Genomic DNA, 25735 nt, shown 5'->3' on the forward strand with positions numbered 1-25735 from the left:
GCTATTTACCTGCCCTACTCTGCTCAATTTAGGCACTTCTATCTATATAGAGACCAAGCAGAGCTGGCTTCGCGAAGCATGAGGGGTAGCTGTCCCTCGAAAGTATTGCGCGAATATCATCAGTATATAACCTGCGAGGACATATGTTGGGATAGGCGACGGGTATCCTGTGTTATTCCTGCAGCTGAACCTTAGTTTTGGACATGGTTTCAGGCACGAAGATCAGAAAGAAGGTTGCAGCAATAGTGGCAATTCCCGCCAGCGATAAGAACGCGGCGTTATACCCAAAGTACTGAACAACATATTCTGCCGAGAAATTACTGCAGGCAGAACCAATACCCACTAAAGCAGCCATGGCGCCCTGAGTAATATTGAAGCGTCCTGTACCCTTAGTAAGATCGGCGCACATCAGAATGATGATCACCCCAAAGATGCCGTTGGCCACACCGTCTAACGACTGTATAGCCACCAAAAAGAAAGGGTTATCTGTAGACATAAACAAGAGCGCACGAATTGGGTTAATACAAAAACCGATCATAAAGATAACTTTACGTCCCCAGGCATCGGCTTTGGCTGCACACATTAGTGACATCATCATCATCCAAAATTGCGCAGCAATTATGCAGGCAGAGGTAAAAGCAATGGCCTGGTTCACATTCGAATTGAGTGACAGCTTCTGGCTGACCAGAGGCAACATAGCCGCATTGCCAAAATGGAATAGAAAAACACTCACAGCCAAAGCGATCAGGCGTTTATCAGTAAGCAATACAGAAAAACCGGCAGGCTCCCTTTTTCCCGAAACATCGCGCCGTTCACCTCCCCGTGCTCGAATATGATCAATTGAATGAGCAGGAATAAATCCAACTGAGATAGCCATTAATACGCCCATAATGGCCATCAACCAGAAAACCCCTTCCGCAGCGATCGTTAGCGCTACAATTCCAGCAATCGCCGCAGCAAATACATTGCCCGCATGATTGGCCGCCTGGTTAGCACTTGTCTGTAATGTAAAAGTCTTATCACTACAAACTCCCAGAGTAATGGCTGCAATAGAGGGAGCCACGAAAGCAATAGCCGCCCCCATTAACACCTGGGAGCCATAAATGACAGGTTTGTGATTGGCCAGTGCAACAATAGCGATAGAGACAATCGCAATAATGATTCCGCAAGTTGCTATTAGCATACGCTTAAAGCGGGTGCTATCGATAAAAGCCCCTGCGGGTGTTTGTAATAAAACCGTGGTGATGCCACCAATAGCTAAAACAATGCCAATATCCCCTGGCTTCCAGTGCATAGCTGACAACAGATATATCGCCAAATAAGGGCCTAAACCTGCAACCACATCTCCCGCGAAGAAGTTCGTAAAAAGAAGAGGCTTGTTTAAACTCATAGAGAAGTCTTATTGTGGGATTTATCAGCCCAGGTGGATGCCCTGACACCAAGTAAAAGAAGCGGAGAATGATTTTTAGAGTAGCAGTAAGCAGAGACGACATCCGAGGCTGCGCCAATGTCCCTTAGCCTGATAGTATCGGCGATCATCTTCTTAATGATTGCTGCCCGGCAGTGGCTCCCCTCCACGATTCGCATATGGCATATTATGACCCTTGGCGCGATCGCTTTGCTGCTCATGCGTCAAATTACCTTTAGAGAGGCTTTCTGGGCCATAGATTGGGATCTGATATTATATTTATTCTCGGTCTTCTCTATTGCCTCAGCTCTGTACGATACAGGGATATCCGCACAAATCAGCCATCGGATTCTTTCAATCAAGCATCCAAGTCTTGTATTAATAAGTTATATCCTCGTAATGGCAATTTGTGCAGCCCTTCTTACCAATGATGCCGCTGCTGTAATCGGTGTACCCATTGCAATTGTACTTGCACGGAATATGAAATGGGGACTGATTCCACTCCTGATTACACTCTGTGCAACAGTCACAATTGGCAGCATGGTATCCCCCGTAGGCAATCCCCAAAACATACTGATTGCCAACGCAGGGAACTTCGACAATATGTTTGTCGTTTTTGCCCAGTGGACTCTTGTACCCGCTATCGTCACTATGTTTCTGTCCATGCTATGGCTGAAACGTTTTTTCAAAACCAGCGATATAATCAATTACGAAGCTAGTAAAGAGTACAGGGAGACGGAAAAGGTTACGCAAAAGTGGCCAGCACTTTTATCCGCAGCCCTATTATTAATCTTTATTGTCCTTGCCAGTATCCTACACAACGTGGATGGCATATATCACCCAAGTATTGGGCAAATCGGGCTAGCCGCTTGCTTGCCGATATATTTGGCCAGCCATGAACGCAGACGGATATTAAGAGAGGTAGACTGGCCTACTCTTTTTTTCTTTGTTTCTATGTTTGTTGTAACCGGATCACTGCTACAATCTGGCTCTCTCCAGCACTTCCTGAAAATGGGCAATATTGATTTAGCAGAACCAGAGACCGTAGCTTTTGTCAGCTTCTTTGCAAGCCAGCTATTCTCCAATGTACCAGTAGTAGAGATCTACCTTAACCTTTTGCATCAACGTGACCCCCAAACTTTAATGATGCTTTCTGCAATATCTACAGTTGCCGGCAACCTGTTTATTATTAGCGCGGCCAGTAATGTTATCGTGCTACAGCAGGCAGAGAAATTCGGGGTAAAGCCTTTTAATTTCTGGCAATTCTTTTACCTGATGCTGCCAGTCAGTTTTATAAGCGTACTGATAAGTTATATCTGGATTCTCTGGTATGCATCCTGGCAGTAAACAGCAACAAAACCTACAGTAGTGAGTCATAAAGAAGCCATTTAGATATACTTAAGCTTTTTTAGGTTTCTCTATACGCGCGTATAAACGGTAATCGCCATTTTGGAGCAACAAATAGATATTATAAGGTTCGAATTTTTCACCATCTTCCATTCCAGGGCTCCCAACCGGCATCCCTGAAACTATTAGCCCCACACTACCCACTGGCGGTGAGGCCAGGAAATTCTGGATATACATAGCCGGAACATGCCCCTCAAAAACATACTGATCACGCCATACCGCTGTGTGGCAGCCTTCCATTCCTCTAGGAATACCCCATTTCCGTTTAACCTCCTGCATATTCACTTTAAAAACAGAGGTGGCCGTGAAGTCCTTTTCCTTTAGGTGCGCCATCCATTTTTTACAGCAAAAACATAAAGGATGCTTATAAACAATAAGTTTCGCAGCGTCATCACCGCTTTCTGCGACAGCACCACCAACTAGTGCGATAGCAAATAGAAGCAATAAAAAAATCCTTTTCAACTGCCACCTCTTTATTCAAATTTTAAATAGCCTGAGCGTAATGAATCACATAAGTCTTAGCAGAATCCTGCCAAAAGCAAACGGACTCAAATCCACTGCGGACCAATAAACTCTTGAATCCAGCAATGGAATACTTGTGACTATTTTCAGTATGGATTGTTTCCCCTTCAATAAAGTCTATACATGTATCCGCTATAGAAACACTGTGGTTTTTAAGACAAACCAAGTGCATTTCCACTCGCTGACGCAACGGGTGGTAAAATGCACGATGCGCGAATAGAGAAAGATCAAAGTTTGCTCCTAGCTCAACATTGATCCTTTGCAGAAGGTTCAGATTAAACCGCTCAGTAACGTGATCACTATCGTTATAGGCTCGCTCTAGAATCACAGAATCCTTGACTAGGTCTGTACCAATCAACAAGCCATCGCCAGCAGCAAGGTTCGAGGCAAACAACTTCAAGAGGCGCTCCGCCTCCAATGGCTCAAAATTTCCTATTGTGGACCCCGGAAAAAAGATAACTTTTTTTCTTGAGGAAACATGAATAAGCTTGTTCCATACCTCAGATTGGGAAAAATCACCCACCTCACTCCACACCTGAACTCCCGGCAAACTCTTTTTGATCCGTTTTTCTGCCTCCAGTAAAATCTCGGGAGAAATATCTATTGGGCAGTAGCCCCTGGGGGAATCCATAGCATCAAGAAGCTCTTCTACCTTCTCACAATTCCCTGCACCTGGTTCTATCAGCAGTGTTTCAGGTCCAAATTTTTGAGCAATTTCATCCCGATAGGTTGTAAATATATCCGCCTCATTTCGGGTCAGGTAGTAATCTTGTGAATCGCAGATTTCCTCAAACAGGCGTGAACCAACTTCATCGTATAAATATTTGCAAGGCAATGTCTTTCTTTTTCTACTCAGCCCCTCCAAAACATCCCCCAGGAACTCATTATTCTGGAGTTGATTCTCAATAACTGACGATACGGCTGCTTTCACTTTAGTCTCCTGCCAATCGGACACCGGTAAATTGCCACGCTTGATGTGGATAAAAGAAATTCCTGTAACTGATTCTGATATGATCAGATGGGGTTGCGAAGGATCCTCCGCGCAAGACCTTCTGGTTACACATGAATTTGCCGTTGTACTCGCCAACTGCATCCTTGTGGGCCTTGAAACCGTGGTATGGCAAATAAGCACTAGAAGTCCATTCCCAAAGGTCCCCCAAGAACTGGGTATGGCCATTTTGAGCCGCCAAGGGCTTCAGATAACGTTTTTCCAACAAGTTGGCACTGGCAAGCTGATTTACTTGTCGCAAGTGACAAGCCGCTGCCTCCCACTCAAATTCTGTTGGCAGTCTTTTGCCGGCCCAGGTGGCAAAGGCATCCGCCTCATAAAACGAAAGGTGATGCACAGGTTCAAAACCATTCAGCGGTTGTAACCCATGTAACGTATATTGCTGCCAACCGTCTTTCGTTTCACGCCAATACAAAGGATGTTTCTGAGCGTTCTTTTGCACCAGTGACCAACCATCCGACAACCATAGGCGATGCTGTTGATAGCCTCCATCCTCAATAAACTCCAGATATTCCGCGTTACTGACTAAACGTGAAGCAATTGAAAAGTCTGGCAGAAACTGTTGGTGTACAGGCCCTTCATTATCAAAAAAGAAATCCTCCCCATCACTACCGATACCATAGAATCCGCCGGGTATTTCCAGCCAGCAAAGTGCAGCAACACTCTCAGCTTCTTCTTCGTGAGTATTATCACTATAAGCGGGTGCCATTGGATTCATCGATAGAGCATGCTTGATATCAGTCAGCAGTAATTCCTGGTGTTGCTGCTCATGATTGAGGCCAAGATCCAGCAAAGCACTAATGGTTGAAGTAATGGGGACTATATCTAACAGCTGTTCTATTGCCGTATCTACAGACTGGCGATAGGCGTAGATGCGCTCAATTCCAGGCCTGGAGATTACCCCCCTTTGCGGTCTGGAGTATGGGGTACCCAAACTGTTGTAGTAGGAATTAAAAAGATGGTGAAAATGCGGGTCAAAGAGCTGGTAATTGGGGAGGTAAGGAGCGAGTAAGAATGTTTCAAAAAACCAGCTGGTGTGCGCCAGGTGCCACTTGGTTGGGCTCGCATCCGGCATCGACTGCAGCTGCATATCCTCGACAGATAAAGATGCAGCAAGACACTCTGTCTCCCCCCGCACCCTTTGATAAGCTAAAAGAACCCGCTGCTGTAACTCTTCCAGAGATACTTCACCTGCAAATATTGTCATATCAATTATCAACTACGATAGAATTCAGTTCTATTGAAATCATCATACGCAGTTTTAGGCGTATTCCTAAGAGCTTGCAGAACTACACGATCTAATCCACGCCACTTTATTCAATTAAGAAAAACTCATGCAAAAAAAAGGGCCGGATAACCGGCCCACACTCTCGTCATGCTGACATGAATAATGAATTAAAATCGTGCAGTAAAATCTGCGCCATACATTCTCGGCATAAAACGCCATGCCGGGCTCGCCCCTATGGCAGCACCAGTGCCACCATAGCCCCCAGCGATTTCCTCATCGGTTAAGTTCTGCACCCAAAGGGCTACTGAATAGTTATCCGATGCGCTATTCCAAGCAGCACGTAGATTAAATAACTGATAATCATCCACGATGCGGGTTCTATCGGTAATGGAGCCGATGCGCTCATCCGTCCAGTTATAATCTCCACGGAATACAAACTCTCCACCTGAAGCTAAATCCACTGTGTACTCCGCCATCAGGTTGAGCTTACTTTCGGGAGTGGAAACCCTGGCCTGACCAACCTTGGAGTCTTCCTCGGTTTCACCAATAGCCGTAATAATTTGGTAGTCTGTGAATTCCGTGTCCAAGTATGAATAATTACCGGCAATGAATAGACTATCGGTAGCGGCCCACTGCACTTCTATCTCGGCACCGGTCCCCTCAGCGTCGGCATTTCTCAGGTTGTAGCTGGGGATTGGGTAACCGACCAGATCCAACTCCTGAAGGTTTTTATACTCATAGGTGTATACAGACGCATTTAGACGCACGCGGTTATCAAACAGGCTACTCTTAAGCCCCACTTCCAAATTGACGACATCTTCCTGATCAAATGAGGATTCCACACCTGGACCAAAGTTAAGGCTGTTAAATCCGCCGGCCTTAAAACCATCCGCCAAGGAGATAAAGGTCATCATCTCATCAGTCCAGCGATAGTCGAGCACGATGCGGCCGGAAATATCACTCCAGCTATCACTCAGCTTGGAATTTAACTCTGTTTGACCATTGTTATAAAAGGCGATGCCAAAAAGCTGTGAGCCCAGGTCAACTGTTGGTAGTGTGATACTGCCGACTTTATTGCCATTTTCATCTAGGAGATCCACGTCTCCGCCAGACAATGACAGCGGGATACTGTTGCCATAGGCGGTTTGAATAGTGAAATCTTTCTTATCGTAGGTGTAGCGGGCACCGACCGTCAGATCCATTTTGTCGGTGATACTCCAGGTCATATCGCCATAGAGCGCTGTAGAGCGATAATCACCAGTGTTGCGCACACTCTCGTTCCAAGGGGCATCAGAAGCTATCCAGGGCTGGAAGCCTGCCATCATCTGCTCTACAACCTGATCCGCTCTGAGCATACTGCCACTTACCGGCGCTCCTAGCGCATAAAGTAACGCATCCACCTGGCCACTTTGCAACATCAAGTCATAAACAAAAGTCGCACTGGCAACGCCTTCCAGCCCCATCGACTGCAATAACTGCCGATTCATAACCGCCAGGTCTTCCTGCTCTGTTTGGGTCAATTCTGGAAAACTCTCTTTGATACCTTCGTAAACGGCAAAAGATTCAACAGAACCGGTAGTGAAATAAGCGTAAGTTGTGTGGTCCAGCTCCTCTTGGGAGTATGAGGCTCCCAGAGTCCATTTAATCGAGTCGGTAGCACCGTTGAGGCGGAATTCCTGCGAGAACTGGCTTTGGTCATCTGTATTCGCAGACCCAAACATATGGTCAGGATTGGCTGTGCCATCCTCGTCCTGCTGCAGGTGCGCATCAAACTTTCGATAAGCCGTGATCGAGGTAAGGGTAAAGTTATCGAACTCTTTGCTAACGGTCAGGGAAGTGCCGAAAGAATCTCGATCTTCAATGGTTGGTGTATCCAGAGCGTAGTCCCCGAATACATCGGTTCCCTCTTTTAGGCTGGGCACAATAGTTGTGCGCAACGCACTACCCTGATCCATTACGCCATAGTCTGCCCGCCACAGCACCTCAATATCTTCCGCAGGCTCCCACAAAACAGATGCCCGGTAGGTCTGGGTATCCTGATCCCCTACTGAAAAACCACCCGCCAAATTATCCGCAAAGGGGTCTCGGCGGTTAGTGGATGCGGAGAAACGAGCGGAAAGCGTATCGGTTAGCTGGCGATTGAGAAGCAGATCGGAGGACTGGCGGCCATAATTACCAGCGGTGAGATTTAGCTCGACGGTATTATCTGCCTGGGGCTTGGTGGTAATAATATGAATGGCCCCACCCGTAGCATTACGCCCAAAAAGCGTACCTTGTGGGCCTTTCAGAACCTCCACTCTTTCTATATCCGTCAGGGGAATTTCGGCGCCCGCACCGCGACCGGTGTAGACACCGTCCACATAAACAGCAACGGCCGGATCGGATCCCACGGTCCAATCGTTGGTTTGAATACCGCGGATACTGTATGTTGGCTGCAAAGCGGTATCATTGTGCATCTCGACACCAGGCGTATACTTGCCTAGATCCGTGAGATTTTTGACACCCGACTCTTTTATATTTTCCCCAGTAAATGCGGAAATCGCGATCGGTACTTCCTGCAGGTTTTCCGCTCGCTTTTGTGCCGTAACTACAACTTCTTCAATTTCTGCAGCTTGAACATTAGCGCTCACAGCTGTAAAGAAGGCAATAGCGCCGGAGAGGATAGAGAGGTTAAATTGACGGTTTTTTACGGTGCTACCAACATCGTGCATCATCGCGTCCTCGCATTTATTGTTATACAGCGTGATGTATTGGTTTTTATTTTTGTTATTCCACGCCATCTTACGGTCGCCTTTTTGGATTTAAAACCCCGACATGACCTTTTTCTTATGACTGGTCAGTTTTGTAAAGGATTGCGTGAAAAGACAGGTTAATCGGCGAAAATAGCTATCTATTATCGTCACGAAAAGTTACTAAGGTGTGTTCTCTAGTAACTTATATATTTACGGATTCTTTAGGGTCCGATTTTACCAACGTCCATTTCATTAAGCGCTATACGGGAAAAACTATGGTGCGTTCGTCTTATTTAAAAAGCCGTGTATTGCCCTTACTCATTGTAATTTCGGCACTCATCGCAATCACTCTTCTCGCAGTCTGGGGTTGGTGGCGGCAAAGCCTGCCATCACTCGAAGGAAGTATTGTCACAGGGCAACTACTTGAACCCGCATTAATTCACCGGGATAAGCAGGGTGTAGTAATCATTCAATCCGATGACCGCAATAGCAGCGCTTTTGCCCTAGGCTTTTTACATGCCCAGGAGCGCTTTTTCCAGATGGACCTGTTGCGCCGAAGCTCCGCCGGTGAGCTATCTGAATTAGTAGGAGCTGCCGCACTAAAGAAAGATAAAAAGGTCCGTAGACACCAGTTTCGCAAGCGGGCAGAGAGGAATATTGCGGCTATGCCTGAAGACCAGCGCCAACTTCTCAACCACTATGTTCAAGGGGTAAATTTTGGCCTGCAGTATCTGAACGCTAAACCCTGGGAGTATTTGCTTCTGGGGCAAGAGCCCAGGCCATGGAACGCAGCAGACAGCCTGCTGGCAACCTTTAGCATGTACTTAACATTGCAAAGTGAAGAGGGCAAGTTTGAGCGGCGCGATACCGCCTTAGCGGATCTGTTACCCCAAGATCTCTATGCTTTCTTCTTTCCCGCCGGGGGCATTTGGGATGCCCCTCTAATTGGCGAAGCGGAATCTCTCGATAGTATTCCAGAAACGCCTATTTCCTCATTACTGGATAAAAACGATCCCATTGCCTATCAAGCCATGCAGAGTGATGACAAAGTTTACGGCAGTAACAATTGGGTTGTTGGGGGAGCTTTAACAGAACATGGTAGTGCCATACTCGCAAATGACATGCACCTGGGGCTGGCCGTACCCAATATCTGGTTTCGCGCCGGCTGGAATATTCCTGGAACTGAAAGAAGTATCCGCGGTGTGACCCTGCCTGGAGGCCCAATTGTGGTGGCAGGCAGCAACGGTACCGTTGCCTGGGGCTTTACCAATACCGGAGCCGATTGGGGTGATCTTATTCCACTGGAATTAAACTCTGATGCCACCCAGTATCTGACTCCAGACGGCTGGCGAGATCTCGCTATCGAACAGGAAACCATAAAAGTAAAAGGTGCCAAAGATGAAACCATAGCAGTAGAAAAAACCGTCTGGGGACCTGTTATCGGTAAAGACCACCGGGGAACCCCCCTCGCCTACCGCTGGGTTGCCCACGATATTTCCGGTGGCAATATGAACTTGCTGCAGATGGAATCTATTACCTCCGCCAGCGAGGCATTAGACCTGGGCCCAGACATCGGTATTCCTCACCAGAATTTTGTTGTAGGCGATAAAGAAGGCGATATTGGCTGGACAATCGCTGGACCCATTCCCAAGCGAATTGGCTTTGATGGCAGCCGTTCAGTAAGTTGGGCCGATGGGACTATTTACTGGGACGGATATCTTACTAATGAGGAACAGCCGCGAATTTACAACCCAGACAACCACCGCCTTTGGAGCGCAAATGCCCGTACCCTGAGCGGTGACTGGCTTAAGATCATGGGCGACCATGGCTATGCTCTCGGTGCCCGCCAGCAGCAGATTCGCGACAGCCTACTTGCCCGCCAACAATTTGATGAACAAGCACTATTAGATATACAGCTGGATGATCGCGCTATTTTTCTTCAGCGATGGCAGCAACACCTCTCGGAACTTCTACATGACCGGGAAGGCTATGACGAAGCCTACAAACTCGTTCGAGATTGGGGCGGACGCGCCAGCGCTGACTCGGCTGGATACCGAATTGTGCGCAACTATCGCTTAAAGTTTATGGAGCTTAGTACCGCCCCTATTCTTACATTTATGCGAAAAACCCAACCGAACTTTTCCTTCGGTCAATTAAAACGCCAATTTGAGTATCCGATCTGGACTCTTGCTCAAGAAGAACCTCAACATTTACTTAACCCCGACTTTGAATCCTGGACAGCCCTGAAGCTATCTGCACTTAACCAAGTACTGGATAAGATGTCGACGGGCGGGCTCCCGCTATTAGAGCAAACCTGGGGTGAACAAAACACGGCTTCCATTCGACACCCATTGGCAAGAGCAGTCTCGGCCATAGATTGGTTTACCGCCATGCCCAGAGACCAATTGGCAGGGGACACCCACATGCCCCGCTTCCAATCACCAACCCATGGTGCCTCCGAGCGAATGGTTATCTCCCCTGGGCGCGAAGAGCAGGGTATTTTTCATATGGCTACAGGGCAAAGCAGTCACCCGTTATCCCCGTTTTTTGACAAAGGCCACGAAGATTGGGTCGAGGGGAACCCCTCCCCTTTTATTGAGGGAGAGAGCCGCTATCTGCTCAGGCTGCAATAACTGCCGTAACTTTACTGAAAATACTGATAAAAAATTTATTCAGGCCTATCCCCACCCACACTCGCTGCGGCACAAGCCTGTGCCGCTAATGCTCATGACAGGATTTTTAGATTAACCATTGGAAACAGACATCAGGCAGTCTCATCCAGAATAGCGAATGACAGGAAGGTGGTAAAAAAAGCTAGGCCAACCACTAAAGGTAAAAGTGGAAAGCACAGCATAACCAGAGAAACGCCTATCCATAGCCAGCGTACTAACGCCTTCTTTTGGCGATATTGGTATCTATAGCGGCGGGAGTCGTGACTTAATAGGCCAATTTGTGGAAACTCGGGCTGTTGCGGAAGAAAGAATCGCACAAAATTAGTGCAATAAAAGCAAATTATCGTCAGCAGCATGACACAAATACCTGACGGAAAGACCCTCTCAGTATAGGTCTTACCTAGGTAGTTTCAGGCCTGTACAATAGTAATTAGCCTGCCAAAGCCCATTTAGCGCTCGCTGGATTGGTACCAGCTGAGTTTTTTATGTAACCCCACCACACCACCAATAATGGTGAGCGTAGGCGCCCGTACAGCCTTTTCTTGGGCAAGAGCGGGAAGCGTATTGAGATCACCGATGATCACCCTTTGTGCCTTGGTAGTCCCTTTTTCAATCAGCGCCGCCGGCGTCGCTATCGGTAGGCCATGCTGAACCAGCTCTGTACATATTGTTTGCAGGCCCGTTAATCCCATATAAAAAACCAGGGTTTGGCTACCGGAAGCCAGCTCATTCCATGGCAGGTCGAGACTACCTTCTTTTAGATGGCCCGTAATAAAACGTACCGACTGCGCATGATCTCGATGAGTCAGCGGAATCCCCGCATAGCTGGCACACCCCGCTGCAGCAGTTATTCCCGGTACCACCTGAAAAGGAATTGAGGCGTCGGCCAGTTTGTCGATCTCCTCTCCACCACGCCCAAAAATAAAGGGATCACCACCTTTCAGGCGCAGAACTTTCTTTCCCTGCCTGGCCAGATCAACCAGTAACTGGTTGATATCATCCTGGGGTACGGCATGAAATGCCTTTTTTTTGCCGACATAAATACGCTCGGCATCTCTTCGGACTAAGTCCATAACTTCTGGAGAAACCAGGCGGTCGTACAGCACCACATCCGCTTGCTGCATTAGTCGCAACGCGCGGAAAGTTAATAAATCGGGATCTCCGGGGCCGCCCCCAACCAAATAAACTTCTCCAAGCGGGTTGGGGCTCCCCTGCCAATCTTGCAACGCGCCCAAGAATTCCCTCTCTGCATCTGCCAGCTGACCCGCTTCCACCCGACGGGCAACAGGCCCAGCAAAGACCCATTCCCAAAAATTCTTACGCCGCGCCTCAGGCAACGTCTGCTTCACCTGTGAGCGCATACGCGAAGCGAAATCAACCAGTGATGCGAGCCCAGGGGAAAGCAATGCCTCAAGCTGGGCGCGAATGCGGCGGGCGAGAACTGGGGCCACACCACCACTACTGATCCCGATGGATAGATCGCCACGTTCGACAATTGCAGGGAAAGTAAAAGTGCACAATTCCGGAGCATCCACTGCATTTACCGGCAAGCGGCGCTTCTGCGCATCCCTGGATACACAGCCATTGACCTCAGAGCTACTCGTTGCCGCAATCACCAAGTCGGCCAGATCCAAATGCTCAACAGAATAAGTTACCCGATGCCACTCTCCATCAGAATCAACCACAATCCGGTGCAATTCTTCCGTGATATCCGGGGATACCACCAGAATCCGAGCTCCCGCCTTATGCAACAAGCGGGCCTTACGTGTGGCAATGGAGCCTCCGCCAACGATTAAGCTGGGGCGATTTTTTACATCGAATGCAAGAGGAAGATAACGCACTGATTAATCCATCAAACAAGCAGTCGGGTAGTATTTTACCCAGAAAAGAAAAAAGGCGAACATAACGTTCGCCCTTTTAAGTCACTGCGCTCAGGCAGCGGAGATTACTTCCTGACCACGCATATAAGGGCGCAGCGCTTCAGGGACCTCGATACTGCCATCCTCGCGTTGGTAGTTTTCCAGCACTGCAATCAAGGTGCGCCCTACTGCCAAACCGGAACCATTCAGTGTGTGTAACAATTCCGGTTTGCCGGTTTCCGGGTTGCGCCAACGAGCCTTCATACGGCGAGCCTGGAAGTCACCAACCAGGGAGCAGGAAGAAATTTCGCGGTACTTGTCCTGAGAGGGAATCCAGACTTCGATATCGTAAGTCTTGCGCGCAGCGAAACCAATATCACCACCACACAACACTACAGTGCGGTAAGGCAGGTTCAGCTTTTGCAGGATCGCCTCAGCATTTTTGGTAAGGGTCTCCAGCGCTTCCTCGGACTGGTCCGGGCGCGCCGCCCACACCAATTCCACTTTTTCAAACTGGTGCTGGCGAATCATGCCGCGAGTGTCGCGGCCGTGTGAACCGGCCTCAGAACGGAAGCAGGTTGTATGCGCGACCAGCTTGTGCGGCAAAGAATTACTGTCCTCGACAATATGATCGCGATACATATTAGTAAGAGGCACTTCTGCTGTCGGAATCAGATAGAAGCCACGCTCATCGGTCAGCTTAAACAGATCCTCCTCGAACTTTGGCAGCTGCGAGGTTCCATACAGGGAGTCACCATTGACGACCACCGGTACGTTAGTTTCTTTATAACCATGCTCCTCAATGTGCGTATCGAGCATGAATTGGGCGAGAGCACGGTGTAAACGTGCTACTTCACCGGACATCACAGCAAAGCGCGATCCGGTAAGTTTTACCGCCATCTCAAAATCGAGACCGCCGAGCTGGGAGCCGAGATCTACATGATCTTTGATCTCAAAATCGAAGCTACGGGGCTGCCCCCAGCGACGTACTTCCACATTGTCATCTTCGCTCTCGCCTTCGGGCACCGAAGCATCCGGCAGGTTGGGAATTGCGGACAGAATCGCATCCAACTCTTCCTGCAACTCAGACAGCGCCTGCTTGGCATTTTGTAACTCGCCCCCGAGGGACTCGACTTCTTTGAGCAGCGGAGCAATATCTTCTCCGGAGGCCTTAGCTCGCCCGATATTTTTCGACTTGCTATTGCGCTCGTTTTGCAAACTCTCGGTGCGCACCTGCAGCTCTTTACGGCGCTCCTCGAGGGCTTCCAGTTTGGCAGTATCCAGTTCCACACCGCGTTTTTTCAGGGCCGCGGCCACTTGGTCCATATCCGTGCGAATCAGTTTGGGATCGAGCATCGTTTCCAGTTCGCCTGTAATCAGGCTCCTACAACAGAATTAAAATAAATATTGGTTAAAAATAACGCGTCGCTAGGGCGACCGCGGCTCCCGTGGCCGCCAGACAGCAAATGAGACTGCCGACAATATAGCCAAGAGCCATCAAAGGTTGGCCATTGTGCCACAGTATCAAGCTTTCTAGGGAGAAAGTGGAAAAGGTGGTCAGTGCACCGAACATTCCTGTCATGATTAGCAGGCGCCACTCCTCTCCGAGCATTGCTCTATGGGTGATCAAAATGTAGGCGATGCCAATCAGAAATGATCCAAGCACATTCACGATCAACGTACCCAGCGGGAACTTCCCACTGAATACCGGATAGCTCCAGACGCTTATCTGGTGACGAAGTATTGCCCCCAAGGCACCACCTATGGCGATGGCCAGCCACTGCATGGTCTTTTACCTTAAATCCTTACGGTTTCTTCTTATAACGTTGCTGCTCACTCTCACTGTTAAGTCGGCGCAACACTTGCAACTTTTCGGAAATTTTTAACTCCAGCCCACGGGGAACCGGCTGGTAATACTCTCTATCCGCAATTTCTTCAGGGAAGTAGTTTTCCCCGGCTGCGAAAGCATCTGGCTCATCGTGGGCATAGCGGTACTCGGCCCCATGCGACAAACTTTTCGCCAACTTCGTGGGGGCATTGCGCAGATGCACCGGCACCTCGTAGCTGGGATCACGGCGCACATCCGCCACTGCACGCTTATAAGCGCTATAAACTGCGTTACTTTTCGCCGCGACAGCAAGATAGGTAATTGCCTGCGCAATGGCCAGCTCTCCTTCGGGACTACCGAGACGCTCCTGTACATCCCAGGCATTAAGAGCCAATTGCAATGCTCGCGGGTCGGCATTGCCAATATCTTCACTGGCCATTCGCACTACCCGGCGGGCGACATATAAGGGATCACAACCACCATCGAGCATGCGCACAAACCAATAAAGCGCGGCATCGGGGTCGGAACCCCGTACCGATTTATGCATGGCGGAAATTTGGTCATAAAAATAATCACCGCCCTTGTCAAATCGACGCACGTCAGCGCTGAGCACTTCACTGAGCACATCCTCATCGACCAGCAACCTACCACCCTCCTCCCTGGCCAAATCGCAGGCGACTTCCAGCAGGTTCAGGGCACTGCGCGCATCCCCATCGGCCGCGCGGGCAATTTTAGCCAAAACTTCTTTTGGGATATAAACATTGCGCTCGCGCAGTTGATCATCCGTCTGCTGAGCATACCCAAGCAGCCCGATTAGATCTTCTTCGGGAATACTGCGCAGTAGATACACACGGCAGCGGGATAGGAGGGCGTTGTTCAGCTCAAAAGCCGGATTTTCGGTAGTAGCACCAACAAAAGTCACCGTGCCCTCTTCTACATAGGGCAAGAAGGCATCCTGCTGCGCCTTATTAAAACGATGTACTTCGTCGACAAAAAGAATGGTATTGCGGCCTGACTGCATGCGCTGTTGCTCGGCCTCTGCCACTGCCTGCCGAATATCCTTCACCCCCGCCAACACCGCTGAAAGGGTAGCAAAGCGCGCATCACACTCCTCAGCTAACAGCCGGGCAAATGTGGTTTTGCCGACTCCTGGTGGTCCCCACAGGATCATTGAGTGCAGCTGGCCGCGCTCAACCGCTTCCCGCAACGGCTTTCCCTTTCCCAATAAATGCGATTGGCCCACATAGTGGGCCAGAGAATTAGGCCGCATTCTTGCGGCCAGCGGCTGATGCCGTTGCGGGGGTTGAAACAGGTCACTCATCTTTGATTATGTCTGTACCAGCGGGCGGCTTGAAATTAAAGATGGACTCGGAAAGTTTCGGGTTTGCTTTCATATTGTTGAAAACAATCTCCGTTGTCTGCCCCATGCTGTCGCGCACTTTCATAGCAGACGGCAGACCATTTTTAGCAAAGCGGATTTCCATAGACTTGAATGGCGCCTGTGGATTTTTTGGCGTCAGCTGATAAATACCATCTTTCATAGCCACATCGAATGATTTACGAATATCCTCAACCTTACCGCCGAGTAGTAAAGCAGGGGTCTCTTTCATACGCTCATCCACCGGGCGTATAGTGACTTGCTCAAGATCCGGATCATAGAGCCAAAGGGTTTTATTATTCGTTACCAATAACTGGGCGTATGGCTCGCCGGTTTTCCAGCGCAACTTGCCTGGCCGCTGTACTGAAAAACTACCATTGCTTTTTTGCGATACCTTACCGCGCTCATCAATCAGCGTTTGCTTAAAGTTTCCTGAAAGGGAAGACAACGGTTGCAGGAGTTTGCCGAGTTCTTCTGTAGCATCGGCCCAGACTGCACTGCTCGCAACGGTCAATACCAGCAGGAAGTTGCGCAGAATATTCTTCATCATTGATTTCCAGTATGTTGATTTCCCTAAAGATTAGTCAGCGGGAAGTGAACCGCAGCTTAACTTTGGATGGCACCGCCCCTCCTTTTTTTAGGCTGGAGGCGGAGCCAGTACCTCACGGTTGCCATTATGCCCCGCCGGTGAAACAACTCCGGCAGCCTCCATGGCATCGATAATTCGCGCGGCGCGATTGTAGCCGATGCGAAGCTGGCGCTGAACTGAAGAGATGGACGCCTTGCGCGATTTGGTGACAAAGGCAACCGCTTCATCGTAAAGAGCATCAGCCTCAGGGTCATCTTCATCACCGCCCTCAGACTGCAGGCCAGGCACTGGAATACTGTTGTTGCTGTCATCAACAATGCCGTCGATATATTCGGGTTCTCCGCGCCGCGTCCAGTCCGCGACAACTTTATGCACTTCATGATCGTCCACAAAAGCGCCATGAACCCGCACTGGTACCCCACTGCCCGGAGGGAGATAGAGCATATCGCCGTGACCGAGCAGCTGTTCGGCACCGCCCTGGTCAAGGATTGTGCGGGAGTCCACCTTGGAAGAAACCTGGAAGCCAATACGGGTAGGCACATTGGCCTTGATCAATCCGGTAATCACATCCACTGAGGGTCGTTGAGTAGCTAACAGCAAATGAATCCCCGCAGCACGGGCTTTCTGTGCGATACGGGCAATCAGCTGCTCCACCTTCTTGCCAACGATCATCATCATGTCGGCAAATTCATCAATAACAACCACGATTGCGGGCAGTGCCTTAAGTGCAGGAGCGGTTTGCTCTTCAGCCGGAACGCTGGAAGCAGGATCCGGTTCCCACAGTGGATCTAAAATCGGCTCACCAGCTTCCTCTGCCTCTTTTATCTTGCGATTAAAGCCCGCTAGATTGCGCACTCCCATCGCCGCCATCAATTTATAACGGCGCTCCATCTCGCCCACACACCAACGCAAACCATTGGCCGCATCGTTCATATCGGTGATCACCGGAGTGAGCAAGTGGGGAATACCCTCGTACACCGATAGCTCCAACATCTTCGGATCCACCAAGATCAGGCGAACCTCATCCGGAGTAGACTTGTACAAAAGGCTGAGCAACATCACATTGATGCCCACAGACTTACCAGATCCAGTGGTACCGGCAACCAGGAGGTGGGGCATCTTGGCAAGATCGGCCACTACCGGTTGGCCGGAAATATCGTGCCCAAGTGCCAATGTCAGGGGTGATTTGGCATTCTCATAGACATCGGCGGACAGCACTTCACTAAGACGTACCATTTGTCGGTTTTCATTGGGAATTTCAATACCCACCACCGATTTCCCCGGGATCACCTCCACTACGCGGACACTGATTACCGCCAAAGATCGGGCCAGGTCTTTGGCCAAGTTTGAAATCTTACTCACCTTTACACCCGGCGCCGGTTGGATCTCAAAGCGGGTCACCACAGGACCGGGCAATACCGATACAACTTCGGCTACCACACCAAAATCTTTAAGCTTCAGCTCCAATAAACGCGAGAGGGCTTCGAGGGATTCCCGGGAAAAGCCCGGTTTCTTATTTTGATCAGAAGGATCAAGCAAGCCTAAAGGTGGCAATGTTCCTGTAACAGGCCCGCCCTTGAATAATTCGCCTTGCTTTTCTTTAGCCGCACGGGGGCTCTGCTTGGGCTTTACTGGAGCCGCTTCAATCTTGGGGGGAATTCGCTTGGCGGTGCGCTGCTTCTCTTCTTCCACTGCGGCTTTGCGCACGACTATGGCTTCCCGCGCCACGCGCTGTTCTGTGCGCTTCAGGCGCCATTGCTTGTAGTAACTGCTCAACCAGGCGATAAGCCCTAACACATTACGACCAATGGACTCAGCCAACTTGAGCCAGGAAAGGCCAGTGAATACAGTCACACCAATGGCAAAAATCGCCAACAATAAAATGGTCCCACCAACATAACCAAGACTTCCCTGAAGAGAACTTGATAGCGCGTCTCCAATGATTCCGCCGTTGGTGAAAGGCAGAGGATCGTCAGCGGGAGAAAAACATAGTGTGGCCAAAGCGGCACCACTAATTAACAGAAGGAACAGACCAAAGACTCTCAGCGCAAACAGGGGAGCATGGAAACGTGCATTGCGGTCGCGTAAGATTTTATAAGCACGCAAGCCAATCAACAGGGGAAACAGATAGGCCATCCAACCCAATAGCGAAAGACAGACATCGGCGAGCCAGGCGCCTGCAGGACCAATGGCATTGTGAATTTTGCCTAGCTGCCCGGTATGGGACCAACCTGGATCTTGGGAATCGTAACTGAGCAGGCTGATAGCCATTAATAGTGCCCCTGCCAGCAGGCAGATTAACGCCCCCTCTCGGACCAAACGGGCGACGAGTGAATCCGGCAATGCACCGCTCTTTTCAGAATTTTCTCCGGTTGCGCTTTCGGCCTTCAATGGCTTACCTCAATATTCTTTGTTGTTGCTTTCTGGTACTTGTAACAAACGGAAATCGCTACTTGAGCGATTTCCTCGATGGCCTAATTATCTTTGATTTATGCTGGTTTGTATGTGCGATATATACAAGCCGGGATCTTAAGGGAGATATCCTCTCCAGTATCCCGCCAACACAGCGAATCTCTTATCTCTTGGGGCACTCTGTCGCGGGCAAAGTTGTTCAGTATTTCTAGTTTGCTGGAGTCTCCACCCAGCTCGGCCCCCAGGCTTGCTCGGGTGCTGTAAGTGAATTCAGCCTGAAATATTTCCTCACACCCTCTGAACCCAGCACTTTTAAACAGCCAGGATATCTGGTCCTGCCTGGGGAAGTAGCGGTTGAATGCTTGAGATTCGCAACCAGCCAACATGCTGGTTTTTCGTACGATATCTGTAAACACATCCTGTATCACACCGGAGGCCGGCAGCAATTGCCAAATAATAAAACGCCCCCCTCGCTTCAGGACCCGAAAGACATTCCTCATTACCAACGGTTGGTCCAACTGGGGCACTTCGTGCAGCCCCATTTTGAGTACCACCGCATCAAAAGATTCCTTTTCATAAGGCAATGCCCTGGCATCACCCACAGTAACATCGACAACCCTTTCACGCACTTTTGAGTTGATACGCTTGAGCTGGGAGTGGTGGGTATCGCACATACTGAGGGCGAGCCCCATTGACTTTTTATCACCATACTCCAGCAGCAACTGGCTAACCGTGCCACTGCCGCTCATTAAATCCAGTACTTTATTTCCCTCTCTGAGATCCAGCGCTTCAAGTAGCTTTGCCTTCGACTCGGGTGAAGCCACGAAGGCATCTAAAGCATCATGGGAAAGGACATTGTACCCATCCGCCACAATATCGCATCTGACCTGCAGCTTCAGGGATGCGAACAACTCCACTAAATCTGGAGGGCCATGCAAACTGGCAATATGGCTACCATCAGGCCCTAAATCGACAGAAAGCCTCAAGGAGAAAGTGTCATCCAGGATTTCCGACACAAATACCTGTGCTTCATTACTGAGACTGAAGGTAAATGTGGGGTGGCCAATCAAATTGCTGCCCAGATTCAACGGTACTATTTTTCTGCCCTGCCTCATGGCTTCGCCCTTTGGCCGTTGTTATGCATCCCAAATTTGGCTAACTACCAAAAGGATGAAAACACCTCCTCCGAGCCCTCTTGTGACCAAATACAAATACTTTATAAGTCGTACCGGGCGGACTTCACATCAAATAAATCGCAATTTATTCAATAAAAACAATGAATTATTCTCAATTATTGATGTCGTTTCTGGATGGTGAGAGCCGGGTCGACTCGCTGCAGCGATCTAAATAGCACTTTCCAATGGCATAAATTGAGGCAAACTATTTCGTCGAATTGTCACTTTCGCCTATTATATCCGCCAATCTAATAGCTTTGGCTGATCAAAATATGGCCGGCTAGGTGGACTCCCAGTTCTCTGGGTAAACTTTGCACACAGACAGGTTTAAAGAGAGTTTCATGAGCAACAACCATCATCGACTGATTATTCTCGGTTCTGGCCCTGCAGGCTACACAGCAGCCATCTACGCAGCCCGCGCAAACTTGAATCCCATTGTTATTACCGGTATGCAACAGGGTGGGCAGTTGACCACCACTACAGAAGTTGAAAACTGGCCCGGCGGCATCCCCGAGCTGCAGGGCCCCGACCTGATGGTGCAAATGCAACAACACGCCGAGCGCTTCGACACCCAGATTATTTTTGATCACATCGAGTCTGTAGATCTGAACAATCGCCCATTCACTTTGAAGGGCAATGAAACCTATACCTGCGACGCCCTAGTCATCGCCACTGGTGCCTCAGCTCAATACCTGGGTCTGCCGTCTGAAGAAGCCTTCCAGGGTCGTGGTGTCAGTGCCTGTGCAACCTGTGACGGTTTCTTCTATCGCGATCAGAAAGTAGCCGTTGTGGGCGGTGGTAATACCGCAGTAGAAGAGGCCCTATACCTGTCCAATATCGCCAGTGAAGTTACCCTGATCCACCGCCGTGACGAGCTTCGCGCCGAGAAAATCCTTCAGGATCGCCTGATGGAGAAGGTGGAAAACGGCAATATCAAACTTTGCTTTCACCACACCCTCGACGAGGTTCTTGGTGATGACAACGGAGTAACCGGCCTGCGCGTTCGCAGCACCCAGGACGACTCCACCAAAGAATTGGAGGCCGCCGGTGTATTTATCGCGATTGGCCACAAGCCCAATACCGACATCTTTAAAGATCAGCTTGAAATGAATAACGGCTATATCATCGTGCAAAGTGGCCTGGAGGGTAACGCCACTCAGACATCTGTGCCCGGCGTGTTTGCAGCTGGCGATGTGTCTGATCACATCTACCGTCAGGCGGTCACCTCCGCTGGAACCGGCTGTATGGCAGCCCTGGACGCCGAGCGTTTCCTCGACGCCTAACAAAACTGCTTCTCACCCGGGTAGCCTCAAAGCTACCCGGGCCTCCTCAGCCCCAGGACAGGAAACAGTTTGTGGCAAGGAATACCCAAAGCCGCCTGATGTGGCTCGACCACAATCATATAGATTTCCCTTCTACCCAGACTGCTCTAGACGATCCCAATGGACTCCTCGCAGCTGGTGGAGATCTCTCCCCGGAATGGTTGTTGGCCGCCTATCGCCGAGGTATCTTCCCCTGGTTTTCCGAAGACCAGCCTATCCTCTGGTGGAGCCCCTCACCACGCTGTGTAGTAATACCCAGCGACTTCCGTATTGGCCGCAGTCTGCGTAAAACCCTGCGAAGAGGTATATTCTCAGTCACATTTGACCAAGCCTTCGAACAAGTAATCGAGGGTTGCCGCCTCCCCAGGAGTTCTGAAGATGGCACCTGGATTACCGATGAGATGGCCGAGGCCTATATCGACATGCACCATCTGGGCCATGCCCACTCCGTTGAGGTATGGCGTGAGGGTCGGCTGGCCGGTGGACTTTACGGTCTCTCAATCGGCCGTATTTTTTTTGGGGAATCCATGTTTCACAGGGAGACAGATGCTTCTAAAGTCGCTTTTGTCCACCTCGTTCGCCAATTAGAATTGTGGGGCTGCCCACTGATCGACTGCCAGGTAAGCAACCCCCACCTGAGTAGTCTTGGGGCCGTTGAAATGTGTCGTAGGGACTTCGAACACCTGCTGGAGGACGGCCTTACACAACCCGCCTTTCCGCAGCTTTGGAAACTTTCGTGGACTTATGGGTAAATATTCTCAGCTCGACTCGGTCCGGCTTTTGGCAACCCTGCCCCATCCATGTGGCTATCTGCCAGATAGGGAGGCTACAACGGTATTTGTGGACCCGCAGACAGAGGTAGACCAGCGCCTTTACAACCGCCTCTCAGAGCTGGGCTTTCGTCGCAGCGGGGCCTATCTCTACCGACCTCAATGCGCAACATGCAGGGCCTGTGTGCCCGCCCGTGTACCAGTGGGCCTTTTTGTACCGGATCGCAACCAGCGCCGCTGCTGGAAACGCAATAAGGACCTGGATATCTTTCATATCGAATCCATCGACACCGATGAGCATTACGAGCTGTACGCACGCTACATTGAGCAACGTCATGCCGATGGGGAAATGTACCCTCCGAGCCGCGAACAGTATCGCAGCTTCCTAAGCCCGGCCTGGGGAGCTACTCGCTATATTGAGCTGCGTGCACGTGGGCGCCTAGTCGCAGTGGCGGTCACCGACCTGCTTACTGCAGGCCTGTCAGCCATCTATACTTTCTTCGACCCGGATGAGGACAAGCGCAGTCTGGGCAGTTACTGCATTCTCTACCAAATTGAATGGGCCAGAAGATTAGGGCTTCCCAATCTGTATTTGGGCTATTGGATAGAGAAATGCCATAAGATGGCCTACAAAAGCCAGTTCCAACCCATTGAAATGCTCACAGAGAACCGCTGGAGCCTGAAATCTCTATAATTCCTACGCACGCGCCCTTTGCTCTATTCTGCCTTTTCGTGCAAAATGCTCGCCCGTCAAGCCGCGGCTAGGCAAGATTGCCTCCGGGGTAAAGGTCTGATCAAGTTATTTGAAGGTTGCTGCCGCATGGCAAAAGACGATTATATTGAAATGGAAGGCGAGGTGATCGACACCCTGCCAAATACCACTTTCCGCGTAAAGCTGGAAAACGGACACGTGGTCATTGCGCACATCTCTGGAAAGATGCGTAAAAACTACATTCGCATCCTCACCGGCGATAAGGTCAAAGTGGAACTCACCCCCTACGACCTGAGCAAAGGTCGCATCACCTACCGCGCCCGCTAATTCGCTCGCCAGGCAAAGAACTTAAGGTGATTTGCCCTGGACACAAAAAAGCCACCTTGCGGTGGCTTTTTTGATGTATTTTTTGTAGAGCTAGGCAGGAACCGCCGTTTTTATGGAGAGTTCATCATTCTCTATGACGACCACCACGCGGCCCCCCTCCTCTGCCAACTCGCCAAACAAGACTGACTCAGCCAATGGCTTGCGCAGTTTGTCTCGTATCAAACGCGACATCGGGCGAGCCCCCATTTTTTCATCGTAACCGCGAATAGCCAGCCACTCGCGAGCCTCATCATCTACGATCAGAGTCACACGAGAGTCATCTAGCTGCGCTTGCAACTCGACAATAAACTTATCCACTACGGTTTTAACCACATCCAGTGGCAGAGAGCCAAACTGGATAATACTATCGAGGCGGTTGCGGAACTCTGGGGTAAACATCTTTTTGATTTCCTCCATACCATCGGAGGAGTGATCCTGGCTGGAGAAGCCGATAGACCGGCGACTCATCAGCTCTGCGCCCGCATTAGTGGTCATAATTAATATGACATTGCGGAAGTCCGCTTTGCGGCCGTTATTATCTGTCAGAGTTCCGTGATCCATCACCTGGAGAAGCAGATTGAAGACTTCTGGGTGAGCCTTCTCAATCTCATCGAGCAGTACCACACTATGCGGATGCTTAGTCACAGAATCAGTCAGCAAGCCGCCCTGATCGAAACCCACATATCCCGGTGGCGCACCGATCAAACGGGAAACCGTATGTCGCTCCATATACTCAGACATATCGAAGCGGATTAACTCAATTCCCATCACCTTGGCCAGCTGACGACAGAGCTCAGTCTTACCAACGCCTGTGGGGCCAGAGAATAGGAAGGATCCTATGGGCTTCTCCTCAGCACCCAACCCAGCACGGCTGAGCTTGATCGCCGTACTGAGCGCCTCAATTGCACGATCCTGGCCAAATACCACCATCTTGAGGTTGTCATCAAGCTTGGACAACTGCTCTTTATCAGAAGCGGAGACACTCTTGGCCGGGATACGGGCCATCTTGGCAATTACCGATTCGATTTCACTGATACCAATCACCTCAGTGCGCTCTTCAATCGGCAACAGCGATTGGAAAGCTCCGGCCTCATCAATTACATCTATCGCCTTGTCAGGTAGGAAGCGCTCGGTGATATGGCGGCTGGAAAGCTGAGCCGCGGCATCAAGGGCGGCGTCAGTGAAACGAACTTTATGATGGTCTTCGAAACAACTCCGAAGCCCCTGTAATATTTGCACAGTCTCCTCTACCGATGGCTCACTGACATCAATCTTTTGAAAACGACGGGAAAGCGCACGATCTTTCTCGAAAATGCCGCGATATTCGGTAAAGGTGGTGGAGCCAATGCAGCGGAGCTGACCGCTGGACAGCAGCGGTTTCAACAGGTTGGAGGCGTCCATAACGCCGCCGGATGCTGCGCCGGCTCCAATAATGGTGTGAATTTCATCAATAAACAGGACTGCATGCTCGCGCTTCTTCAGCTCTGCCAGCAGCGCTTTAAAACGCTTCTCAAAATCCCCACGGTACTTGGTACCAGCGAGCAGAGAACCGAGGTCGAGGGAGTAAATGGTGCTCTCTTTTAGTGGCTCAGGGATATCCTCATCCACTATTCGTCGGGCCAACCCCTCCGCGATTGCGGTTTTACCGACTCCGGATTCTCCAACCAACAAGGGGTTGTTTTTGCGACGCCGCGCAAGAACCTGGGTGACTCTCTCTACTTCGGGGCCTCGCCCTACCAAGGGATCAATTCGCCCCAAGATAGCCTCTTGGTTCAGGTTGGTCGCGTAACTCTCCAGAGGGTCAGAACCTCCAGGCTCAGAGCCTGTGCTGATCTCCTCTTCCACCTGCTCTTGGGTGGTATCTGAACCGTGGTGGTGATTGTGATTGTTGCCGCTGGAACCGACCCTGGAAATTCCGTGGGTGATGTAATTGACTACATCGATACGCGCAACACTCTGCTGCTTCAGATAATAAACGGCTTGGCTTTCCTGCTCACAGAAAATAGCCACAAGCACATTAGCACCGGTAACCTCTTTTTTCCCCGATGACTGAACATGGAAAACGGCCCTCTGCAACACCCTCTGAAAACCCAATGTGGGCTGAGTTTCACGATCGGTGTCCGCCTCTGGGATTAACGGCGTGGTAGAGTCCACAAACTCCAATAGTTCGCGGCGCAGTGCGCTCAGGTCGGCCCCGCAGGCATGCAACACGTCAGCAGCCGACTCATTATCCAGAAGCGCCAGTAACAGGTGCTCCACAGTCATGAATTCGTGCCGCTTCGCTCGTGCACCCTTGAACGCCAGATTGAGCGTTACCTCTAAGTCCTTGCTGAGCATTTAAACCTC

19 protein-coding genes are annotated in these 25735 nt (G+C 50.1%); 6 read left to right on the plus strand and 13 right to left on the minus strand.

Annotated features, from left to right (window positions below; all coding sequences use genetic code 11):
* Nucleotides 1-172: 172 nt before the first annotated feature.
* On the minus strand, nt 173-1390 hold the full coding sequence (locus tag ACJJIJ_RS08475) for an MFS transporter (RefSeq protein WP_444939279.1): 1218 nt from the start codon (nt 1388-1390) through the stop codon (nt 173-175).
* 117 nt (nt 1391-1507) lie between these two features.
* Here ACJJIJ_RS08475 and ACJJIJ_RS08480 point away from each other — a divergent pair, with 117 nt between their 5' ends.
* Complete coding sequence (locus tag ACJJIJ_RS08480; protein WP_444939280.1) at nt 1508-2755, plus strand: ArsB/NhaD family transporter; 1248 nt, start codon at nt 1508-1510, stop codon at nt 2753-2755.
* A gap of 51 nt (nt 2756-2806) precedes the next feature.
* Here ACJJIJ_RS08480 and ACJJIJ_RS08485 read toward each other — a convergent pair whose 3' ends face one another.
* The 4 genes from ACJJIJ_RS08485 to ACJJIJ_RS08500 all read right to left on the minus strand — a co-directional run bounded on the left by ACJJIJ_RS08485 (nt 2807) and on the right by ACJJIJ_RS08500 (nt 8354).
* Nucleotides 2807-3277 carry a DUF411 domain-containing protein gene (locus ACJJIJ_RS08485; protein ID WP_444939281.1) on the minus strand — a complete coding sequence of 157 codons (471 nt, stop codon included), beginning with the start codon at nt 3275-3277 and terminating at the stop codon, nt 2807-2809.
* Between the two features lie 22 nt (nt 3278-3299).
* Complete coding sequence (egtD, locus tag ACJJIJ_RS08490) at nt 3300-4268, minus strand: L-histidine N(alpha)-methyltransferase (protein WP_444939282.1); 969 nt, start codon at nt 4266-4268, stop codon at nt 3300-3302.
* Between the two features lies 1 nt (nt 4269).
* A complete protein-coding gene (gene egtB / locus ACJJIJ_RS08495; protein WP_444939283.1) occupies nt 4270-5553 on the minus strand; it encodes an ergothioneine biosynthesis protein EgtB in 1284 nt (427 codons plus the stop codon).
* A gap of 188 nt (nt 5554-5741) precedes the next feature.
* On the minus strand, nt 5742-8354 hold the full coding sequence (locus tag ACJJIJ_RS08500; RefSeq protein ID WP_444939284.1) for a TonB-dependent receptor: 2613 nt from the start codon (nt 8352-8354) through the stop codon (nt 5742-5744).
* Between the two features lie 227 nt (nt 8355-8581).
* On the opposite strand from ACJJIJ_RS08500, the gene ACJJIJ_RS08505 reads away from it, so the two are divergent.
* Nucleotides 8582-10939: a penicillin acylase family protein gene (locus ACJJIJ_RS08505; RefSeq protein ID WP_444939285.1), complete on the plus strand. Its 2358-nt coding sequence runs from the start codon at nt 8582-8584 to the stop codon at nt 10937-10939.
* A gap of 488 nt (nt 10940-11427) precedes the next feature.
* Here ACJJIJ_RS08505 and cysG read toward each other — a convergent pair whose 3' ends face one another.
* The 7 genes from cysG to ACJJIJ_RS08540 form a co-directional block, all read right to left on the minus strand.
* The gene (gene cysG / locus ACJJIJ_RS08510; RefSeq protein WP_444939286.1) at nt 11428-12819 is read right to left on the minus strand and encodes a siroheme synthase CysG; all 1392 of its coding nucleotides are present in this window, start codon (nt 12817-12819) and stop codon (nt 11428-11430) included.
* A 90-nt stretch (nt 12820-12909) separates the two neighbouring features.
* On the minus strand, nt 12910-14193 hold the full coding sequence (gene serS, locus ACJJIJ_RS08515; RefSeq protein ID WP_444939287.1) for a serine--tRNA ligase: 1284 nt from the start codon (nt 14191-14193) through the stop codon (nt 12910-12912).
* Nucleotides 14194-14248: 55 nt separating this feature from the next.
* The gene (gene crcB, locus ACJJIJ_RS08520; RefSeq protein WP_444884728.1) at nt 14249-14623 is read right to left on the minus strand and encodes a fluoride efflux transporter CrcB; all 375 of its coding nucleotides are present in this window, start codon (nt 14621-14623) and stop codon (nt 14249-14251) included.
* Nucleotides 14624-14642: 19 nt separating this feature from the next.
* Nucleotides 14643-15986, minus strand: a complete 1344-nt coding sequence (locus tag ACJJIJ_RS08525) for a replication-associated recombination protein A (RefSeq protein WP_444939288.1) — start codon at nt 15984-15986, stop codon at nt 14643-14645.
* Complete coding sequence (gene lolA, locus ACJJIJ_RS08530) at nt 15979-16593, minus strand: outer membrane lipoprotein periplasmic chaperone LolA (protein WP_444939289.1); 615 nt, start codon at nt 16591-16593, stop codon at nt 15979-15981. Before lolA ends, ACJJIJ_RS08525 begins: the two co-directional genes overlap by 8 nt.
* An 87-nt stretch (nt 16594-16680) precedes the next feature.
* The gene (locus ACJJIJ_RS08535) at nt 16681-19023 is read right to left on the minus strand and encodes a DNA translocase FtsK (RefSeq protein ID WP_444939290.1); all 2343 of its coding nucleotides are present in this window, start codon (nt 19021-19023) and stop codon (nt 16681-16683) included.
* A 98-nt stretch (nt 19024-19121) separates the two neighbouring features.
* Nucleotides 19122-20159, minus strand: coding sequence for a class I SAM-dependent methyltransferase (locus ACJJIJ_RS08540; protein ID WP_444939291.1), 1038 nt, complete (start codon nt 20157-20159; stop codon nt 19122-19124).
* Between the two features lie 401 nt (nt 20160-20560).
* Here ACJJIJ_RS08540 and trxB point away from each other — a divergent pair, with 401 nt between their 5' ends.
* The 4 genes from trxB to infA all read left to right on the plus strand — a co-directional run bounded on the left by trxB (nt 20561) and on the right by infA (nt 23350).
* Entirely contained in the window at nt 20561-21502 is a 942-nt protein-coding gene (gene trxB, locus ACJJIJ_RS08545; RefSeq protein WP_444939292.1) for a thioredoxin-disulfide reductase, read from the plus strand.
* 98 nt (nt 21503-21600) lie between these two features.
* Complete coding sequence (gene aat / locus ACJJIJ_RS08550) at nt 21601-22293, plus strand: leucyl/phenylalanyl-tRNA--protein transferase (RefSeq protein WP_444939575.1); 693 nt, start codon at nt 21601-21603, stop codon at nt 22291-22293.
* Nucleotides 22286-23005, plus strand: coding sequence for an arginyltransferase (locus tag ACJJIJ_RS08555; RefSeq protein ID WP_252081787.1), 720 nt, complete (start codon nt 22286-22288; stop codon nt 23003-23005). The genes aat and ACJJIJ_RS08555 overlap by 8 nt, the downstream gene beginning before the upstream one ends.
* 126 nt (nt 23006-23131) lie before the next feature.
* The gene (infA, locus tag ACJJIJ_RS08560; RefSeq protein ID WP_010130378.1) at nt 23132-23350 is read left to right on the plus strand and encodes a translation initiation factor IF-1; all 219 of its coding nucleotides are present in this window, start codon (nt 23132-23134) and stop codon (nt 23348-23350) included.
* A gap of 90 nt (nt 23351-23440) precedes the next feature.
* Here infA and clpA read toward each other — a convergent pair whose 3' ends face one another.
* A complete protein-coding gene (clpA, locus tag ACJJIJ_RS08565; protein ID WP_444939293.1) occupies nt 23441-25726 on the minus strand; it encodes an ATP-dependent Clp protease ATP-binding subunit ClpA in 2286 nt (761 codons plus the stop codon).
* Nucleotides 25727-25735 lie beyond the last annotated feature (9 nt).

The organism is Microbulbifer mixtoriginis (SeqCode), from assembly GCF_052467945.1.